Here is a 19557-nt window from a genome sequence, read left to right on the forward strand (position 1 = left end):
ACATGCCGAGGTTCGACACGGCCGTGGTGCCGCCCTGATATTCCTCGGGCTTGAGTTTTCGCGCCCGCGCCCGCGCGGCGAAGTCCTTCATTTCCGACGAGATCGCCGAGAGCGATTTCGTCTCCGCCTTGCGGATGATCGGCGTGATCAGCCCGCCCGGCATCGCCACCGCGACGCCGATGTCGGAATGCTTGTGCCTGAGCATGCCGCCTTCGGTCCAGCTCACATTGGCGTTCGGTACGCGCTGCAACGCAATCGCCATCGCCTTGATGACGAAGTCGTTGACCGACAATTTGTAGAGCGGCTTCTTCTCCTTGTCCTTCGGCGCGGACGCGTTGATGTCCTCGCGAGCGGCAAGCAGCCTTCCGATGTCGCAATCCATCGTCAGGTAGAAATGCGGAATGGTCTGTATCGAGGCGGTCAGGCGCTGCGCGATCGTACGCCGCATATTGTCATGCGGCACGATCTCGTAGGAGCCGTCTTCGAACAAAGACAGGATCTGCTTGTCGGACATCGCGGGCGCGATCGACGGCGCGCCTGCGGACGCGGCCGCCGGTGCCTTCAGCCCCTTGCCGGATTTCGCCTGCTCCACATCGCGCGCGACGACGCGGCCGTGAGGACCGCTGCCATCGATGCGCGACAGTTCGATGCCCGCTTCCTTTGCCAGCCGCCGCGCCAACGGCGAGGAGAAGATGCGGCCATGGCCGTTGGCGGAAGGCGTCGATACTGCCTGCGCTCCTGACGATGCCGGCTTGGGCGCAGGAGCGCTGGAGGATGAGTCGGGGGATCGAGTCGCTCCCCCGCTACCAGCTACCACCCCGGCTTCTGATTTTGCGTCGGTTCTCGGCTCGGCTTTCGCAGCGCCGCCGCCGCTCGCGGCCGACTTCACGTCCTCGCCATCGCCGGCCAGCACCGCGATCACATTGTTGACCGGCACGTCCTGCGTGCCTTCCGGCACCAGAATCTTCGCGATGGTGCCCTCGTCCACCGCCTCGACTTCCATGGTCGCCTTGTCAGTCTCGATCTCGGCGATGACATCGCCGGACCTCACCTTGTCGCCCTCCTTCTTGAGCCATTTGGCGAGGTTGCCCTTCTCCATCGTCGGTGACAGCGCAGGCATCAGAATGTTGATCGGCATGATGTCAGCCCCGCTCAGCGATAGCAGACGGCCTTCGCCGCCTCGACGACTTCGGCGATCGACGGCAGCGCCAGCTTTTCGAGATTGGCCGCATACGGCATCGGCACGTCCTTGCCGGAGACGCGCATCACCGGCGCGTCGAGATAATCGAACGCATGCTCCATGATCCGCGCGACGATCTCGGCGCCCACGCCCGATTGCTGCCAGCCCTCCTCCACGGTCACCGCGCGGCCGGTCTTCCGCACCGAGGCCACGATGGTGTCGGTATCCATCGGACGCAGCGTGCGCAGGTCGACAACCTCGGCCTCGATGCCCTCCTTCGCGAGTTCATCGGCCGCCTTCAGCGCATAGGTCATGCCGTTCGACCATGAGACCAGCGTGACGTGCTGGCCGGCACGCGCGATCCGCGCCTTGCCGATCGGCAGCACATAGTCGTCGAACTTCGGCACCGGACCGGTGTGCCCGTAAAGGATTTCATTTTCGAGGAAGATCACCGGATTGGGGTCGCGGATCGCGGCTTTCAAAAGCCCTTTGTAGTCGGCGGCGGAATACGGCGCGATCACCTTCAGCCCTGGAATTTGCGAATACCACGCCGAATAGTCCTGGCTGTGCTGGGCGGCGACACGCGCGGCCGCTCCGTTCGGTCCCCGGAACACAATCGAACAGCCCATCTGCCCGCCGGACATATAAAGCGTCTTGGCGGCGGAGTTGATGATCTGGTCGATCGCCTGCATCGCGAAGTTGAAGGTCATGAACTCGACGATCGGCTTCAGGCCGGCGAACGCCGCGCCGACGCCGACGCCGGCAAAGCCATGCTCGGTGATCGGAGTATCGATCACGCGCCGCGCGCCGAACTCCTCCAAAAGGCCCTGCGAGACCTTGTATGCGCCCTGATACTCAGCCACTTCCTCGCCCATCAGGAAGACGTCGCCGTCGCGGCGCATTTCCTCCGCCATGGCGTCGCGCAGCGCCTCGCGGATGGTCATGGTCACCATCTCGGTGCCGGCGGGAATGTCGGGGTCCTCGGGAATCTCCGCCGCTGTGCCGGCAGGTCGCTTGGGATCCGAGATCATCGGCTTACCCTCGCCGACCGGCGCTCGGGATTCGGCGACCTCGCTGGACACATCTCGAGCGGGCATCCTGGCGGCCTTGGGCGCCTCGGCCTTGCCGAGATCAGCGGCGCTTTCCCCATCCGCAAGAATGGTCGCGATCGGCGTGTTCACCGCGACATCGTTGGTGCCTTCCGGAATCAGGATCTTGCCGAGCGTGCCCTCGTCGGTCGCCTCGACCTCCATGGTGGCCTTGTCGGTCTCGATCTCGGCGATGACGTCGCCGGACCGGACCGCCTCGCCCTCTTTCTTCAGCCACTTGGCGAGGTTGCCCTTCTCCATCGTCGGCGAAAGCGCGGGCATCAGAACTTGGATTGGCATGGTCGCTCCGAAAAAGGCTTGCCCGCTCAGCGGTAAATGTCGGTGTAAAGTTCGGATGCGTCAGGCTCGGGATCGTTCTGCGCGAAGTCCGCGGCCATATTGACGATCTCGCGCACCTTGGCGTCGATCTTCTTCAACTCGTCCTCGGCGACCTTGTCCGCCAGCAGCCGGTTGCGGACCTGTTCGATCGGGTCCTGATCATGCCGCACCTTGTCGACTTCCTCGCGCGTGCGGTACTTCGCCGGATCAGACATCGAGTGGCCGCGATAGCGGTAGGTCTGCATTTCCAGGATATAGGGGCCCTTGCCGTCGCGACACCACTTCACCGCCCTGTCGCCCGCCGCCTTCACGGCGCGGACGTCCATGCCGTCGACCTGCTCGCCGGGAATGTTGAAGGACACGCCACGCTTGGAGAAATCCGTCTGCGCCGACGAGCGCGTCACCGACGTGCCCATGGCGTAGCGATTGTTCTCGATGATGTAGACCACCGGCAGCTTCCAAAGCTCGGCCATGTTGAAGCTCTCATAGACCTGGCCCTGGTTGGCCGCCCCGTCCCCGAAGTAAGCAAGGCTGACGCGGTCGTTGCCGCGGTAGCGGTTGGCGAAGGCAAGGCCGGTTCCGAGCGACACCTGCGCGCCGACGATGCCGTGGCCGCCGTAGAAGTGCTTCTCCTTGCTGAACATATGCATGGAGCCGCCCTTGCCCTTGGAATAGCCGCCGCGACGCCCGGTCAGTTCGGCCATTACGCCCTTGGCATCCATGCCGCAGGCCAGCATGTGGCCATGGTCGCGGTATCCAGTGATGACCTGATCGCCCTGTCCGAGCGTCATCTGCATCCCGACCACGATCGCTTCCTGACCGATGTAGAGATGGCAGAAGCCCCCGATCGCACCCATTCCATAGAGCTGGCCGGCTTTTTCCTCGAAACGGCGGATCAGCAGCATGTCGCGCAAGGCTTGAAGGTCTTGCTCGCGGGTGAACGCGGGGGGCGACCCGCTCTCCGAGCCGTTGTCTGCTGCCTGCGCGACGCTTTTCTTGGATGCGGCCATGTCAAATCCGGATGCGGGAAGGATCATCTTCTCTAGCTCAACTCGCACAACCTTGAAAGCGCGTGATCAAATTGATGCGCGCGGCTTCCGCATTGCAGCGTCAGCGAAATTCCGTGACCGAAAAAGGAACGTTTTTGAAATTAGACGACAGCTTTTCGCGGTTGCACGCAATCACGCGCAAGGGCTTGCGCGCCCCGGATTTATTTCGGGCGGATGATGTGAACGAGATCGCGCGGGTTGGCATAGTCGAGCTGGAAGCGGACGCGCTCGTCGAGCATGTCGGGATCGATTCCGCTCGAGCGCAGAAGCGCGACCCGCTTCTCGCCCTCGGCACGCTCCACCTTCAGCCGCGCCAGTTCCGAAGTCAGTGCGACGATTTCCTGGTCAAGCTCCTGCCGGGCATTCAACCCGTACTTGCCGGTATAGGCGTTGACGCCGAAATAGCCGACGATCATCGCCGCCATCGTGTAGAGGGCAAGCCCGGTGAGCAGCGATTTGAGTCGTGAACGCGAGACCATGGCGGGACGATGCGGCCGCCCGGTTAAGGCTTCGCTAACGGCCGGTCCTCGCGACGGCTGCTATTTCTTCTGCTGCGCGACCCAGGCGGCGAAGGCCTTGATGTAGGCTTCGAGAAACTCGCGCAAAGGCGCCTTGACCAGTTCGCCGTTCTCGTCGAACGCATCGCCAATGCCGCCGATATAGGCCTCCGGCTGCTGCAGCACCGGCACGTTGAGGAATACCAGCGATTGGCGCAGATGATGATTGGCGCCGAACCCGCCAATGGCGCCCGGCGAATTGCTGATGACGCCGCCGGGCTTGCCGTTGAAGACGCTCTGCCCATAGGGGCGCGATCCGACATCGATGGCGTTTTTCAGAACGCCCGGAACGGACCGGTTGTATTCGGGAGTCACGAACAGGACGGCATCCGCTTTCCTGATGCGATCGCGAAAACTCACCCAGTCGGCCGGCGGCGTAGCCTCAAGATCCTGGTTGTAGAACGACAATTCGTTGAGCGTGATGACGTCGAGCTTTAGCGAGGATGGCGCAAGCTTCGTCAAGGCCTTGGCGATTTTAAGGGAAAATGACTCTCGACGAAGGCTGCCGACGATAACGGCGACGCTGAATGGGGATGCCATGATCGATCCTGTGGTTATGCCGCTTTAACCCGGCGAGCGGTGAACAATGCAAATGCATCTATTTATCCGAACCCTCATTGCAAGTCGCAAGATTGATTCGCGCTTCACATGGACGACGACGCCCGGCTCGCGCCGATCAATACACGCCGGGAATAATCCGTTTTGTTTCCTGCATGTAGCGCCGATAGTCGTCGCCAAAGGCTTCGATCATCATCCGCTCCTCGAAATTCACGCGCGCGAAGAACAACAACGCCACAGCAAGGAGCCCGCTCAGCGCGGCGACGAGATTCGGCAGCAGGCAGGCTTGCGCGGCCGCCCACAGCCAGAACGAGGCATACATCGGATGGCGGATTGATCGGTACACGCCGTTGCGGACAACCCGATGCCCCTCCCGCACCTCAAGCGCCGCCGACCATTGCCGGCCGAGATCCTTGTGCGAACGGCGGAACAGCCAGAGCGACAGCGCGAACAATGCGGCACCGGGCACGAGGAGTCCGTAACCCTGATCGTAGGCGAACGCGCGCGGCCATCCCGTTGCAAGATTGAGGGCCGGGATCGCAAACAGGCCGAGAAACGCGACTGCCAGAAGCGCGCGCTCGCGCCAGGCGCCGTCGCGCCGCAAGGTCGCGGTGCGACGCGCTCGCCGGGCGTAAGGATAGCGGATGATGAACCAGGCAACGATGCCGACGATCCAGATCGTCTGTCCGAGCGCGACCGATGACATGAACAACGCTGCGCCTAAACCACATCGGCGGCGGCATCCGCCGGAATGGCCGCTGCCGTCGTCACAGGCCGGGCTTTCGAAAGAAGAGCACCATCCTCGCCGAAACGCTCGACACCGCCGCGCGGCGCGGTGATCTCGTCGAACGGCAATGGACCGCAAACAATAAGGCAATGGTCGTAGTTGGCGCGCACGCTGTTTCCCATCAAGAACTTGTAGTGCAGAAGCATGAAATTGAAGCGGTGTCGCCGGAAGCTGGCCTTGTCCATCATCTCATGCAACTGCACGCGCCGGACGTTAGGCCGCCCGTCGGAGCGCTCGCGGCTGAAACGCTTCAACGTCACCGGATCAAAGCGGTAGAAACTGATGGCGTCGTCGCGGGCGTGATATTCGGTCCAGCGGATTCGAGGCTCGTCGGCAACCCTTTGCGTGGCCTGACGAATGCGCTCGCCGCGCGAATGCAGCGAGAATTTCGGAATGGTGGCGCCGACGGTCAGGATGCACAGCGGAGGGCCGCACCTCGCAAGCTCCGGTTCGCGCTTAAGCGCGCGCGCAACCGCATCCATCACCAGCGCGGCGCCGAGACAATGGCCGACAACGACGATCTCGTCGACATCGGCATTGCGAATGCTGTCCAGGATTCGCTCGGCGAACTGATCGATCCGCGCATCCATGCGCGGCCGCTTTCCGTAGACAAACTCACGCGAGAAGATCCAGTCGTCGAATACGTGGTTGATCGGCCATCGCCAGCCCAACAGGTACAGCAAACCTGCCGTCACGACGACGGTCGACACCACCGTGAGCAGGACTGCCGCGAACCCGGTGACGCCGGCGAGCCGGACCAGACCGTATCCGATGCCCGCCCCGCACGCAGCAAACCCTGCAAGATACAGATACGGGAACAGAAAGAAGCCGGCATATTTCCAGCTCGAATACATGAAACGAAACAGCGTGCCGGTCAGGACGAAGTCGGCCAGCGTGACGAAGGCTTCCCGCAAACGCGACCACATGCCACGAGCGTGGTCCTCCCGAATCAGGTCATCCCACCTCAGCATTTCGTAAGACGTGCGGGTGTTCCAGTTGGGACCCGAGGCCTCCATCTCCCATGACGCGCTGACCGGCGTCGCATCGATTCTGCTGACAATGGCGGCCTTCACGCCCCAGGTTCGCTGAAACAGCGCCAGCGACCGGCGGAACCGCTCAAGCTGCTGCTCGGGCGAGATCGGATCGTATCCGCCGATATGAAAGACATGCCGCCTTGCGATCATGCGATCCCGCCACTTCCCTCGCTGTTATCGAATCGTGGTTTGCGGGCGGAGACGCATGGAAACTCTCCCGCCATCATCAGGATACTACAAAATCCGGCTGCGAATACGTGTCCGGAAACAGGATCAGCTGTGACGTTTCAATCACAACCCACAGGATTTATGGCGCCGCGATTGACGGGAGAACGTGAAGGCGAAATATAGTGCGGGTCCCGCGTCATTTGAACTGGAACCAGTTGATGCTGACCATTTTCCCGCCTGCTCGCCGCCGCCTGCATGCCGTAATGGCAAGCCTCGTCCTGTTCGTGACCGGGGGGATGCTGACAAGTTCAGCCAATGCACAGACCGCCGCACCTCACCGCCCCGGTCATGTCTACCTGATGCGCGGGCTGTTCAACGTCTTTTCGCTCGGCATGGATGAACTGGCCGCCAAGATCGAAAAAGTCGGCGTCAGGGCCGAGGCCGTGTCCTATACGTCCTGGTCGTCGCTCGCCGACAGCATCACAGCCCAATATCGCGCCGGCAATCGTGAGCCCATCATCCTGATGGGTCATTCCTACGGCGCGGACACCACGATTTCCCTGGCGCGCAAGCTGAACGACAACAGGATTCCCGTGGCGCTGATCGTGAACTTCGATCCGACCGCGCCGGACCGGGTTCCTCCGAATGTGCGCCGAATCATCAATTTCTACGTGCCCACCGCATGGGGTCGTCCCGTCGAGCCCGGCAAACAATTTCGCGGTAGCCTGTCCAACCTGAACGAAAGCGGCGCTTACAACCATTTCGTGATCGACAAGGCCGAAGCCCTTCATCGCCAGGCGATCGCGGCGGTGCTGCAGGCGGTCGGCAGCGGCACCCCTCATCGCATCAAGCGGCCCGCCAGGCGCGATCATCAGGTCTCGGCCGCGCCAGCGACACAGTAAGCAAGAGACACAGTAAACAAGGCACGGTCGCCGTCAGGAAACACGCCGGCACGCGCCTCGCGCGCCGGCCGACCGTTTTATCCGATTGATAGGGGCGTTACGCCAGCGCCTTCAGCGCCGCGCGTCCACCATACCTCGCCTGGGCGCCAAGCTGCTGCTCGATGCGCAGCAGCTGGTTGTATTTGGCGGCGCGGTCTGATCGCGACAACGAGCCGGTCTTGATCTGCCCGCAATTGGTGGCGACCGCGAGATCCGCGATCGTGGAATCCTCGGTCTCGCCCGAGCGGTGCGACATCACGACGGTGTAACCGGCTTTATAGGCCATTTCGACGGCAGCCAGGGTCTCGGTCAACGTGCCGATCTGGTTGACCTTGATAAGGATGGAATTGGCGCGGCCGTTCCTGATGCCGTCCGCGAGCCGCGCCACGTTGGTGACGAACAGGTCGTCGCCAACGAGCTGGCAGGTGTTGCCGATGAGGTCGGTAAGGAGCTTCCAGCCGTCGAAGTCGTCCTCGGCCATTCCGTCCTCGATCGAGACGATCGGGTAGTCCGCCGCCAGCTTGGCAAGGTATTTCGCCTGCTCCTCGACCGAGCGGGTCTTCCCCTCGCCCGAATAGACATACTTGCCGTCCTTGAAGAACTCGCTCGCGGCCGGATCGAGCGCCAGCATCACGTCGTCGCCCGGCTTGTAACCGGCCTTGACGATCGCGCTCATGATGAAATCGAGCGCCGCGTTGGCCGATGGCAGGTTCGGTGCGAAACCGCCCTCGTCGCCGACGTTGGTATTGTGGCCGGCCTTCTTTAATTCGGCTCTCAGGGTGTGAAAGATTTCCGACCCGCAGCGCAATGCGTCCGAGAAGGTCGCGGCGCCGACCGGCATGATCATGAATTCCTGAAAGTCGATCGGGTTGTCGGCATGAACGCCGCCATTGACGATATTCATCATCGGCACCGGAAGCGTCCGCGCCGAAACGCCGCCGACGTAGCGGTACAGCGGCATGTCGAGCGAGTCCGCCGCCGCCTTGGCGAGCGCCAGCGACACGCCGAGAATCGCGTTGGCGCCGAGCCGGCTCTTGTTCGCGGTCCCGTCCAGTTCGATCAGAATATCGTCGATCTGCGTCTGCTGCTCGGCGTCCATGCCTCCGATGGCATCGAAAATCTCGCCATTCACCGCGTCGACCGCCTTCCGCACGCCCTTACCGAAATAGCGGGTTTCGTCGCCGTCGCGCAGTTCGACCGCCTCGTGCGCTCCGGTGGAAGCACCCGATGGCACCGCGGCGCGGCCCATCGCGCCGTCTTCGAGCGCCACGTCGACCTCGACGGTCGGATTGCCGCGGCTGTCGAGAATTTCACGGCCGATGATGTCGACGATAGCGGTCATTAAGAACCTCTTGAATCACTTGAACACTGGATTTTGCGGTGCTTCTACAGCAATGCTTGGGCGCGGGAAAGGCTGTGAATCGTGACGTATTCGTTACGATTGGCTATCAGAAGCGCATGATCCGCCAAAGTGCGAGCGGTTTGGCGAAAAGATCATGCGCCGTTCAAGTAAGGTCAGAGCACGATCGGACGCAAAGCCGGCTTCCGTTTTTTACCGATCGCGCTCCGATGGAGATAATCATGCCACGAAAGCCTCCCTCCCCGCCAAATTCCTCCGCTCTGCAGCTTGGCCGCGCGGTGACGTGGCCGGATTCGCCGGAGGCCGCGAAGCTGGACCGCGTGCCCAATCCGCAGAGGGACACCAATTATGTCGCGCGGTTCACAGCGCCGGAGTTCACCGCGCTGTGTCCGGTCACCGGCCAGCCGGATTTCGCGCATCTGGTGATCGACTATGTGCCGGGATCGTGGCTGCTGGAGTCGAAATCGCTCAAACTTTATCTGGCGAGCTTTCGCAACCATGGCGCTTTTCACGAGGATTGCACCGTGGCGATCGGCAAGCGCATCGCCGCCGCGGTGGGGCCAAAATGGCTGCGCATCGGCGGCTATTGGTATCCGCGCGGCGGCATTCCGATCGACGTGTTCTGGCAGACTGGCAAGGCGCCAAAGGGCCTCTGGATTCCCGATCAGGACGTGGCGCCGTATCGCGGCAGGGGCTGACCGTCAGAACGCCTTATGCGCCGACGAGTGGGAACCGGCTCCCGTCGACCGCGTTTGCGTCCCCAGCGGAATGATTGAGATCCTTGGGCAAAGCCGCTTGACACATGACCAGCCGTCGCGGCCTCCGTCCGCTTGAAGCGCTGAATTTCTTCATGGCCGACATGCAGGCCGGGATCGGTCCGTTCGTCGGCGTTTTCCTGTTGGCTCATGGCTGGCAGAGCGGCTGGATCGGCACCATCCTGACCGTCGGCGGCGTCGCAGGGACGCTGATGACGACGCCGGTCGGTGCGCTTGTGGATGCCACCCGCAACAAACGCGCCTATGTCATCTTTCCCGGCATCTGCACGGTGCTCGCCTCCGCGATCATCTTGCTGTCCCAGGATTTCTGGGTGGTGACGTTTTCACAAATCGCAACCGCCGTCGCGGGGGCTGCGATTATTCCCGCGGTTACCGGCATCACGCTCGGGATGGTGCGGCAAACCGGCTTCAACCGGCAGAATGGCCGCAACCAGGCTTTCAATCATGCCGGCAACATGGTCGGAGCGGCCCTTTCGGGTTTCGTCGGCTGGCAGTTCGGCTTCGTCGCGGTGTTTATTCTCGCCGCGGTGTTCGGCCTGATCTCGATTGCGTGCGTCCTGATGATCCCAAAGGACGCTATCGACGATGCCGCCGCCCGCGGTGTGCACCACAGCGGCGACCACGCCGGCGAGGTCAGCGGCTTCGACGTGCTGGTCCGCTGCAAGCCCCTGCTGATCCTGGCGGCAGCGCTCGCTTTCTTTCATCTCGGGAACGCCGCGATGCTGCCACTCTACGGCCTGGCGGTGGTCTCCGAACGCGGCGCCGACCCGGCCGGCTTTGTCGCCGCCACCATCGTCATCGCCCAGGGGACGATGATCCTCACCTCGCTGTTTGCGATGCGGCTCGCGGAAAAAGAAGGCTATTGGCTGGTGATGCTGATTTCGTTCGCATCGCTGCCAGTCCGCGGCGCGATCGCCGCCGGCCTGATCACGAGTTGGGGCGTCGTCCCCGTTCAGTTGCTCGACGGCGTCGGCGCCGGGCTGCAGAGCGTGGCGGTGCCCGGCCTGGTCGCGCGCATCCTCAACGGCACCGGTCGCATCAACGTCGGCCAGGGCGCGGTCATGACCGTGCAGGGCATCGGCGCCGCGCTGAGTCCCGCGATCGGGGGCTGGATCGCGCAAAGCGTCGGCTACCCGCTGGCGTTCCTGATCCTGGGTGGCTTCGCGCTTGGCTCGCTTGCGCTCTGGCTCGGATTCGGCGGCGTTCTCAAGCCGGCCTGCGCACGCCTGCCGGCGCAACCATCCGCCGCTCCGCAATTTTCGTCCTGACGCTACCCCGTGGACGATCCGGTCCTCCCGACGAGCAGTCGCGCACAGACCAATCCGAGAATCGCGATGATGATTGCGTTTGCCGCGAGGGTCGGAAACTTCCCCGCCCAGGCAAGGCTCGCGCCATAGGCGATCGGACCGGCCGTCTGTCCCATGTAGAAGAAGAACGAATGCAGCGACAACGCGGTCGCCCGCGCCTGCTCGGACAATTCGCTGGCGAACACCTGCAGGCAGCCGTGCAGCATGTAGAAGCCCCAGCCCATCAGGATGAAACTAAGTGTCTGGATGCGCCAGTCCGGACCAAGACCAACGGCGACAATCTGCGCCGCCGCCAGCATTGCGCCCGCTATCATCATGCCGCGGATGCCGAACACCGACAGCAAGCGGGACACCGTCATCGTGTAGAACAGGCCGCCGACCGCAAATCCCGCGATGACGATTCCGGCAACCGAAAGCCGCGTTTCGCCGAGTTCGAACAGAAACGCCGCGACGTAAGGAAACAGTCCAAACACGCAGCAGCCTTCGATGAAAACCGCGGAGTAGCAGACCCTGGCGTTGGGATTGGTGAAGATCTGCCGGTAGCCATGGCGCAGATCCATGAACTTCATCTGCCGCGAGGCCACGATCGCGTTGCCGCGGCGGAATCCAGCGCCGACGGCGATCGATGCAGTCAGAACCAGCACGCCGAGGACGACAAGCACGCCGCGCCAGCCGACGAGATCCCCGATCACCCCGGAAAAGGACGCGCCGAGCAGATTGCCGCTCACCGTGCCCGCGATTGTCCTGCCGATCGCCACCTGCCGCTTGGAGACCGGCACGAGGTCGCTCGCCATGCCGAGCGCGACCGGGAAAACACCACCCGACGCGATGCCCGCGAAGACGCGCGTCACGAACAGCGCGCCGTAGGATGTGCACAGCGCGCCAGCGACGTTCGCGATGCCGAGCAGCACCAGACACACCAGCATCAGCCGCGCCTTGCCGAACACGTCAGCGGCCGCGCCGATCAGCGGCTGCACGAGCGCGAACGAGAAGGCGGTGACCGCCGTCAGGCCGGCGGCGGTCGCAACTGTCACCGACATGTCGTCGGCGACATGCGGCAGCACCGGATCCAGCGCGCGCGTCGACAGGCTCGCCGCAAAGGTGGCCAGCGCGACAATATTCAGGAGCGGCGGCAACTTGTGCTGTCCGGCCGCGGCCGGGGTGGCCGATGTCATTTCGCAGGCGCCGGATCGGCCGCCTTCGCCAGCGCATCGAACGCCATCAACCGCCGCACCAGCGCCTCGAACTCGCGAAGCGGCACCATATTGGGACCGTCCGAGGGGGCACGATCGGGATCGGGATGGGTCTCGATAAACACGCCGGCGACGCCGACCGCCACGGCCGCGCGCGCCAGCACCGGCACGAATTCGCGCTCGCCGCCGGAGGATGCCCCCTTCCCGCCCGGCTGCTGCACCGAATGGGTGGCGTCGAAGATGACGGGCGCGCCGGTGGTGCGCGCGAGGATCGGCAGCGCGCGCATGTCCGAGACCAGCGTGTTGTAGCCGAAGGACGCCCCGCGTTCGGTGACCAGCACGTTGGGGTTGCCGCCGCCGGTGATCTTGGCGACCACGTTCGCCATGTCCCAGGGCGCCAGGAATTGCCCTTTCTTGACGTTGATAACCTTGCCGGTCGTCGCCGCCGCCAGCAAAAGGTCGGTCTGCCGGCACAGGAACGCGGGTATTTGCAGCACGTCGACGACTTGCGCGACCTCGAGGCATTGCGCAGCCTCATGCACGTCGGTCAGCACCGGCAAACCGAGCGAGGCACGAATCTCGGCGAAAACCGGCAGAGCCTTTTTCAGCCCGATCCCGCGCGCGCCCGAGGCGCTGGTGCGGTTGGCCTTGTCGAACGAGGATTTGAAGACAAGGCCGATATTCAACCGCGTGGCGATTTCCTTCAGCGCGCCGGCAACTTCGAGCGCATGGGCCCGGCTTTCCATCTGGCACGGGCCGGCGATGACCGCCAGCGGCCGGTCCTGAGCGAAAGTGACTGGGCCGACGGCGACGACAGGCGCAGCGGAGAGAGACTGGTTCAAGACGGATTCCTTTGCTGACCGACCATGCAGGCCGGCAGCGGCGGGATCAACCCCCCTGTCGCGACGTCGAATTTGTGCGCTCAAGCGCAGCCTACACCAGCCGGCTCTGCACCACGGCAGCCTGAATGAACGAGGCGAACAGCGGATGCGGCTCGAACGGCCGCGATTTCAGTTCGGGGTGGTACTGCACCCCGATGAACCACGGATGATCCTGGTATTCGACGATCTCCGGCAAGACCCCATCGGGTGACAAGCCCGAGAAGCGCAGGCCGTGCTGCTCCAGCCGGTCCTTGTAGGCAGTGTTGACCTCATAGCGGTGGCGGTGCCGTTCGGAAATCTCCAGCGCGCCACCGTAGATTCCGGAAACGCGGCTGCCGCGCGTGAGCGCCGCCGGGTAAGCGCCAAGCCGCATGGTGCCACCGAGATCGCCGGCCTTCGAGCGCTTCTCCAGTTCATTGCCACGCAGCCATTCCGTCATCAGACCGACCAGTGGTTCGCGGGTCGGGCCGAATTCGGTGGAATTGGCCTCGGCGATTCCGACCAGATTGCGCGCCGCCTCGATCACGGCCATCTGCATCCCGAAGCAGATGCCGAAATAAGGGACGCGCCGCTCGCGGGCGAATCGCGCCGCCTTGATCTTGCCCTCGGCGCCGCGCTGGCCGAATCCGCCCGGCACCAGAATGCCGTCGACATGTTCGAGGAACGGCGCGGCGTCCTCGTTCTCGAACACCTCGCTCTCGATCCAGTCGAGATTGACCTTCACTTTGTTGGCGATGCCGCCATGGGACAACGCCTCGATCAGCGACTTGTAGGCATCTTTCATACCGGTGTACTTGCCGACGATCGCAATTGTCACCGCGCCTTCGGGATTGCGGATCCGTTCGTTGATCTCGTGCCAGCCTTGCAGCGCCGGCGGCTGCCGCGGCTCGATCCCGAACGCCGCCAGAACCTCGTCGTCGAGACCCGCTGCGTGATAGACTTCCGGCACGGCATAGATGTTGTCGGCGTCGCGCGCCTCGATCACGGCGCTTTCGCGGACGTTGCAGAACAGCCCGAGCTTGCGGCGTTCCTCCTTGGGAATTTCCCGGTCGGTGCGGCATAACAGGATGTCGGGCTGGATGCCGATCGAGCGCAGCTCCTTCACCGAATGCTGCGTCGGCTTGGTCTTCAACTCGCCGGCGCTCGGAATGAACGGAAGCAGCGTGAGGTGGATGTAAACGACGTCGCCGCGCGGCAGGTCGTTCTTGAGCTGGCGAATCGCCTCGAAGAACGGCAGCCCCTCAATGTCGCCCACCGTGCCGCCGATCTCGCACAGCACGAAGTCATAGCCATCGTTGCCGTCGAGGATGAACTCCTTGATGGCGTTGGTGACGTGGGGGATCACCTGAATCGTCGCGCCGAGATAATCACCGCGGCGCTCCTTGGTCAGGATGTCCTGATAGATGCGGCCGGTGGTGATGTTGTCTTGTTTGGTCGCGGGACGGCCAGTGAAGCGCTCGTAGTGACCGAGATCGAGATCGGTCTCGGCGCCGTCGTCGGTGACGAAGACCTCGCCGTGCTGGTAGGGCGACATCGTGCCGGGATCGAGGTTGAGGTAGGGGTCGAGCTTGCGAAGGCGGACCTTGTAGCCGCGCGCCTGCAACAGCGCGCCGAGCGCCGCCGATGCCAGACCCTTGCCGAGCGAGGAAACCACGCCGCCGGTAATGAAAATATAGCGCGCCATGGGACTCAACCTTTAAGGCTCCCGTGTCGATTCGCCAAAACCAATCGCAGCCGTCAGCCAGATGCGGATGGGCTGTGGGTGACTTTCAAAATTCTAACGATTGCAGTTTCTTAAGTGAGTCTGCTGACGCAGGACGGCAACCCCGCTCCTGCATGGCGCCCTGCTTATTGCGAGCGAGGCGCCTGCGGGCCCGCGGGCGCCGGCGCGGCCGGTTGCTCGGATTGTTTCAGCGAATCGAGAAGGCCGCCGCTCGCAGGCGGAGCAACCGGTGCCGGCTGCGACTGTGACACCGGCGCCGTATCCAAAATCGAACCCGGTTTGTGCTCGTAGCCTGCAAGCCAGGACAGGAACAGGCTGGTCACGAAGAAGCCGGCCGCGAGGAAGGCGGTCGTGCGCGTCAACAGGTTCGCGGTGCCGCGGCTCGACATGAAGCCCGCGCCGCCGCCCATGCCGAGGCCACCGCCTTCAGACTTCTGCAGCAGCACGACGACTGTCAGCGCCGAAACGATCATCAGGTGGAGAACGATAACTACGGTCTGCATCGAACACCGTCCGTCACAGGCGATCGAACCGGGTAGGCCGGTCGGGCACGCCTGTGGGGGTTGAAGTTGGCCGCTGTCTACACGATCGCCGGCGGGATTGCCACCCCCCGCAATCCTGCCCGCCGCCGCGAGTTGAACCGGTCAGGCAACGGCTTGGGCTATCCCCAGGAAATCGGCGGCCTTGAGGCTGGCGCCGCCGATCAGCGCCCCGTTCACATTCGGCACAGCCAATAACTCCGCGGCATTCGACGGCTTCACCGAGCCGCCATAGAGAATACGGATCCTGGCCCCCTCTCCGCTGAAGCGCTGGTTGAGCTGGTCACGGATAAATCCATGCACCTCCTGCACATCCTGCGGCGTCGGCGTGCGGCCAGTGCCGATGGCCCAGACCGGCTCGTAGGCGACGACAAGATTGGCGGCGGTCGTGCCATCCGGCAGCGAGCCGGCAAGCTGCCGTCCGACCACGTCGAGCGTCTGGCCGGCATCGCGCTGGTCCTGGGTTTCGCCGACGCAGACGATGGCGATCAACGCCGCCCGCCATGCGGCCTCCGCTTTTTGCCGCACCAGCGCATCGGTCTCGCCATGATCGGCGCGGCGCTCGGAATGGCCGACGATGACGGCTGTCGCGCCCGCATCGGCCAGCATCTCGGCTGAAATATCGCCCGTGTGGGCTCCGGAAGGCTTGGGGTGGCAATCCTGTCCGCCGATCCGCAGCGGCGATCCCTGGACCGCCCCGGCAAAGGCCAGCACCAGCGTCGCCGGCGGACAGATCAGCAGATCGGCCTTTTGCGCAGGCCCGTCCGCGCCTGCGATCATCTGGCCGAGTTCGCCGGCCGAAGCCTTGAGGCCGTTCATCTTCCAGTTTCCAGCAATCAGCGGTCGCAGCCCGGTCATGGATCTCTCATGGGTGATTTCGACGGTTCGTCCCCTCGGCACGCATGGTCCCCCGCGTCGAAGGTTCGAAAGGTCTTGCTAGCAGAGGTTATCCACCGGGACCAGTCTCCGCTATCCGCCGCAACGCGCGACGGTTCGTCCCGCCGAGGTTGCGAGCGCTGGATTGCCACTTTATGATGCGTTATCAACTTGGTGACGCCCCGCGCGGCTTTTTCCGCCGAGGTGCGAACCGCTTCCCTCCTGCAAAAGACGGACTCATGCTTCGAGGAATACGCAACGCCTCATCAAACTGGCTCGGCAAGACCCTCATGACCATCGTGATGGGCCTGCTGATCGTGGCTTTCGGCATCTGGGGCATCGCGGACATCTTTCACGGTTTCGGCCAGTCGAACCTGGCCACGGTCGGCGGCACCCAGATTTCGACCGAGCAGTTCCGCGAGATTTATAATGACCGGCTGCAGCAGATCGGGCGCCAGTTCGGGCGTTCGCTGTCCCCCGACCAGGTCAGAGCGCTCGGCCTCGACCGTCAGGTGCTGCAGCAGGTGATTGCGGAAGCCGCGCTCGACGAGGACGCGCGGCGCAAGGGACTCAACGCGTCGGATGAGGAGATCAAGCGCCGGATCATGAGCGATCCCAATTTCAAGGGCGCCAACAATGCATTCGACCCGGCCCGCTTCGCCGGCCTGATCCGCCAGATGGGATACACCGAACAACGCTACGTCACCGAGCAGCGGCAGACGGAACTGCGCCGCCAGATCGCCGGCACGGTGGCGGCCGGCGTCGAGCCCTCGAAGACGCTTCTCGATATGCTGAACCGTTTCCAGAACGAGCAGCGCACGATCGATTACGTCAAGCTCGGCGCCGCGCAGGCCGGAAACATCGATCCGCCGACGCCGGATCAGCTTGCGAGTTATTTCGACGCCCACAAGGTGCAGTTCCGCGCGCCTGAATTCCGCAAGATCGCTTTCGTCGTGATGACGCCGGAGTCGATCGCGAAATCGATAACGGTGTCCGACGAGGACGCCAAAAAGGCCTATGAGGAGCAGAAGGACAAGCTGTCCACGCCCGAAAAGCGGCAGCTCTGGCAGATGGTATTCCCGAACGTCACCGAGGCGCAGGCGGCGCGGAGCAAGATCCAGGCCGGCGCATCCTTCGACGACATCGCCAAGGAGCGCGGTCTCGCCGCCTCCGACGTCGATCTTGGCACGGTCACCAGGTCGGAGATCATCGACCCGGCAACCGCCGAGGCCGCCTTCTCGCTCAAGACCGACGAGGTCAGCCAGCCGATCCAGGGCAAATTTGGCGTCGCGCTCGTCAAGGTGGGCAAGATCGAACCCGGCAACCAGCCGACCTACGACAGCGTCGCCGCGAAACTGAAACACGATATCGCGGTGGATCGCGCGCGCGCCGAGGTCAACGACCTCCACAACAAGATGGAGGACGAGCGCGGCGGCGGCGCGAGCGTTGTCGAGGCCGCCAAGAAGCTCGGCCTCACCGCGGTCACCATCGATGCCGTCGACCGTTCCGGACGCGCGCCGGACGGCAAGCCAGTCGCGGGGCTGCCGCCGGGCGTCGAACTGATCGCGCAGGCGTTCGCCAGCGATGTCGGCGTCGACAACGAGACGCTGCAGATCGGCAATAACGGCTACGTCTGGTTCGACGTGCTCGGCGTTACGCCCTCGCGCGAGCGCACCCTCGACGAGGTCAAGGACAAGGTCGAGGCCGGATGGCGCAACGAACAGATCGGCAGCCGGCTGATGACCAAGGCGACGGACATGGTCCGCACGCTGGACCAGGGCGGCAAGCTCGCCGACGAGGCAGCCCGCCTCGGTCTCAAGGTCGAGAGCGCGAGCGGCATCAAGCGCGACGGCACCGCGGCCGGCCTGCCCGGCGCCGTGATCGCCGCCGTATTCCGCACGGCCAGGGACGGAGCCGGACAGGCGCCGGGCGCGGGGCCCGACGACTGGGTCGTTTTCCGTGTCACCGACGTGAAGGTGCCCCCGCTCGATCTTGCCTCCGATGAGATGAAGAAACTGAAGGACGGCCTGCAGCGCGCCCTGGCCGATGAGGACGTCGGCCAGTACATCGTCAGGCTCGAAACCGAGATCGGCACCACGATCAATCAGGCGGCGGTGGCGCAGATCACCGGCGCCAATTCGAACTGACGGGACCCACGGCGTCCCATATTTTCCGAAAGTATCCGATGGACGATCTCAAGGCCCTGATCGGAAAAGTCGCAACCGGCGCGGCGCTGACGCGCGAGGAAGCGGCGTCGGCATTCGACAGCATGATGTCGGGCGAGGCCACGCCCTCGCAGATGGGCGGGCTTCTGATGGCGCTGCGCGTGCGCGGCGAAACCGTCGACGAGATCACCGGCGCGGTCTCGGCGATGCGCGCCAAGATGCTGCGGGTCACGGCTCCTGCCGATGCCGTCGATGTCGTCGGCACCGGCGGAGACGGCTCGGGCTCGGTGAACGTCTCGACCTGCGCCTCGTTCATCGTCGCCGGCGCGGGCGTTCCCGTCGCCAAGCACGGCAACCGCGCGCTGTCCTCGAAATCCGGCGCAGCCGATTGCCTCGCTGCGCTCGGCATCAAGATCGACCTCGCGCCCGAACAGGTCGGCCGCTGCGTCAACGAAGCCGGCATCGGCTTCATGTTCGCGCCGGCGCATCATCCGGCGATGAAGAACGTCGGCCCGACCCGCGTCGAACTCGCGACCCGCACCATTTTCAATCTGCTCGGTCCGCTGTCCAATCCGGCCGGCGTCAGGCGGCAGATGGTCGGCGTGTTCTCGCGGAAATGGGTGGAACCGCTGGCGCAGGTGCTCAAGAACCTCGGCTCAGATTCGGTGTGGGTGGTTCACGGCTCCGACGGGCTCGACGAGATCACCCTCACCGGCCCGACATTCGTGGCCGCGCTCGAGAACGGCAACATCCGCACCTTCGAGGTTACGCCGGATGACGCGGGTTTGCCGCGCGCCGGGGGCGATGCGCTGAAGGGCGGTGACGCCGAGGCGAACGCAGCATCCTTGCGCGGCGTGCTTGAAGGCAAGCCTGGCGCTTTTCGCGACGTCGCGCTGCTCAACGCGGCCGCGGCCCTGATCGTCGCAGGCAAGGCGAAGGACCTGAAGGACGGCGTCGCGCTCGGCGCGAAATCCCTCGACAGCGGCGCGGCGATGAACAAACTGAAGCGGCTGATCGCGGTATCCAACGGTTGACG

At 63.9% G+C, this 19557-nt stretch carries 18 protein-coding genes; 5 read left to right on the forward strand and 13 right to left on the reverse strand.

What is annotated here, in order from left to right; all coding sequences use genetic code 11:
* The 7 genes from BGO16_RS14510 to BGO16_RS14540 all read right to left on the reverse strand — a co-directional run.
* A partial coding sequence (locus tag BGO16_RS14510; RefSeq protein WP_292619527.1) for a pyruvate dehydrogenase complex dihydrolipoamide acetyltransferase occupies positions 1-1138 on the reverse strand: 1138 nt, incomplete at its 3' end.
* Between the two features lie 14 nt (positions 1139-1152).
* Positions 1153-2568, reverse strand: coding sequence for a pyruvate dehydrogenase complex E1 component subunit beta (locus tag BGO16_RS14515; protein WP_292619529.1), 1416 nt, complete (start codon positions 2566-2568; stop codon positions 1153-1155).
* A 26-nt stretch (positions 2569-2594) separates the two neighbouring features.
* Positions 2595-3617, reverse strand: coding sequence for a pyruvate dehydrogenase (acetyl-transferring) E1 component subunit alpha (gene pdhA, locus BGO16_RS14520; protein ID WP_292619531.1), 1023 nt, complete (start codon positions 3615-3617; stop codon positions 2595-2597).
* A gap of 200 nt (positions 3618-3817) precedes the next feature.
* Positions 3818-4135, reverse strand: coding sequence for a septum formation initiator family protein (locus BGO16_RS14525; RefSeq protein ID WP_292619533.1), 318 nt, complete (start codon positions 4133-4135; stop codon positions 3818-3820).
* A gap of 60 nt (positions 4136-4195) precedes the next feature.
* Entirely contained in the window at positions 4196-4753 is a 558-nt protein-coding gene (locus tag BGO16_RS14530; protein WP_292619535.1) for an NADPH-dependent FMN reductase, read from the reverse strand.
* Positions 4754-4889: 136 nt separating this feature from the next.
* The gene (locus BGO16_RS14535) at positions 4890-5477 is read right to left on the reverse strand and encodes a protein-S-isoprenylcysteine O-methyltransferase (protein ID WP_292619537.1); all 588 of its coding nucleotides are present in this window, start codon (positions 5475-5477) and stop codon (positions 4890-4892) included.
* 14 nt (positions 5478-5491) lie between these two features.
* A complete protein-coding gene (locus BGO16_RS14540; RefSeq protein ID WP_292619539.1) occupies positions 5492-6742 on the reverse strand; it encodes a hypothetical protein in 1251 nt (416 codons plus the stop codon).
* Positions 6743-6978: 236 nt separating this feature from the next.
* On the opposite strand from BGO16_RS14540, the gene BGO16_RS14545 reads away from it, so the two are divergent.
* Complete coding sequence (locus BGO16_RS14545; RefSeq protein WP_292619541.1) at positions 6979-7662, forward strand: thioesterase domain-containing protein; 684 nt, start codon at positions 6979-6981, stop codon at positions 7660-7662.
* A gap of 97 nt (positions 7663-7759) precedes the next feature.
* On the opposite strand, the gene eno is transcribed toward BGO16_RS14545, so the two are convergent.
* Positions 7760-9043: a phosphopyruvate hydratase gene (gene eno, locus BGO16_RS14550; RefSeq protein WP_292619543.1), complete on the reverse strand. Its 1284-nt coding sequence runs from the start codon at positions 9041-9043 to the stop codon at positions 7760-7762.
* Positions 9044-9282: 239 nt separating this feature from the next.
* Here eno and queF point away from each other — a divergent pair, with 239 nt between their 5' ends.
* Positions 9283-9759: a preQ(1) synthase gene (queF, locus tag BGO16_RS14555; protein ID WP_292619545.1), complete on the forward strand. Its 477-nt coding sequence runs from the start codon at positions 9283-9285 to the stop codon at positions 9757-9759.
* Positions 9760-9863: 104 nt separating this feature from the next.
* Positions 9864-11105 carry an MFS transporter gene (locus BGO16_RS14560; protein WP_292619547.1) on the forward strand — a complete coding sequence of 414 codons (1242 nt, stop codon included), beginning with the start codon at positions 9864-9866 and terminating at the stop codon, positions 11103-11105.
* A gap of 2 nt (positions 11106-11107) precedes the next feature.
* Here BGO16_RS14560 and BGO16_RS14565 read toward each other — a convergent pair whose 3' ends face one another.
* The 5 genes from BGO16_RS14565 to tpiA form a co-directional block, all read right to left on the reverse strand.
* Positions 11108-12319 carry an MFS transporter gene (locus BGO16_RS14565; protein WP_292619548.1) on the reverse strand — a complete coding sequence of 404 codons (1212 nt, stop codon included), beginning with the start codon at positions 12317-12319 and terminating at the stop codon, positions 11108-11110.
* Positions 12316-13179 (reverse strand): 3-deoxy-8-phosphooctulonate synthase, encoded by an 864-nt coding sequence (gene kdsA, locus BGO16_RS14570; RefSeq protein ID WP_292619550.1) that lies wholly within the window; start codon positions 13177-13179, stop codon positions 12316-12318. The genes BGO16_RS14565 and kdsA overlap by 4 nt, the downstream gene beginning before the upstream one ends.
* 91 nt (positions 13180-13270) lie before the next feature.
* The gene (locus BGO16_RS14575) at positions 13271-14902 is read right to left on the reverse strand and encodes a CTP synthase (protein ID WP_292619552.1); all 1632 of its coding nucleotides are present in this window, start codon (positions 14900-14902) and stop codon (positions 13271-13273) included.
* Positions 14903-15066: 164 nt separating this feature from the next.
* On the reverse strand, positions 15067-15444 hold the full coding sequence (secG, locus tag BGO16_RS14580) for a preprotein translocase subunit SecG (protein ID WP_292619554.1): 378 nt from the start codon (positions 15442-15444) through the stop codon (positions 15067-15069).
* Between the two features lie 141 nt (positions 15445-15585).
* Positions 15586-16338, reverse strand: coding sequence for a triose-phosphate isomerase (gene tpiA, locus BGO16_RS14585; protein ID WP_292619556.1), 753 nt, complete (start codon positions 16336-16338; stop codon positions 15586-15588).
* A gap of 257 nt (positions 16339-16595) precedes the next feature.
* Here tpiA and BGO16_RS14590 point away from each other — a divergent pair, with 257 nt between their 5' ends.
* Positions 16596-18503, forward strand: coding sequence for a peptidylprolyl isomerase (locus BGO16_RS14590; RefSeq protein WP_292619558.1), 1908 nt, complete (start codon positions 16596-16598; stop codon positions 18501-18503).
* 38 nt (positions 18504-18541) lie between these two features.
* On the forward strand, positions 18542-19555 hold the full coding sequence (gene trpD / locus BGO16_RS14595; protein WP_292619560.1) for an anthranilate phosphoribosyltransferase: 1014 nt from the start codon (positions 18542-18544) through the stop codon (positions 19553-19555).
* Positions 19556-19557: the final 2 nt, after the last annotated feature.

This window comes from Nitrobacter sp. 62-23 (genome assembly GCF_001897285.1).
In the GTDB taxonomy this organism is placed as follows: Bacteria; Pseudomonadota; Alphaproteobacteria; order Rhizobiales; family Xanthobacteraceae; genus Nitrobacter.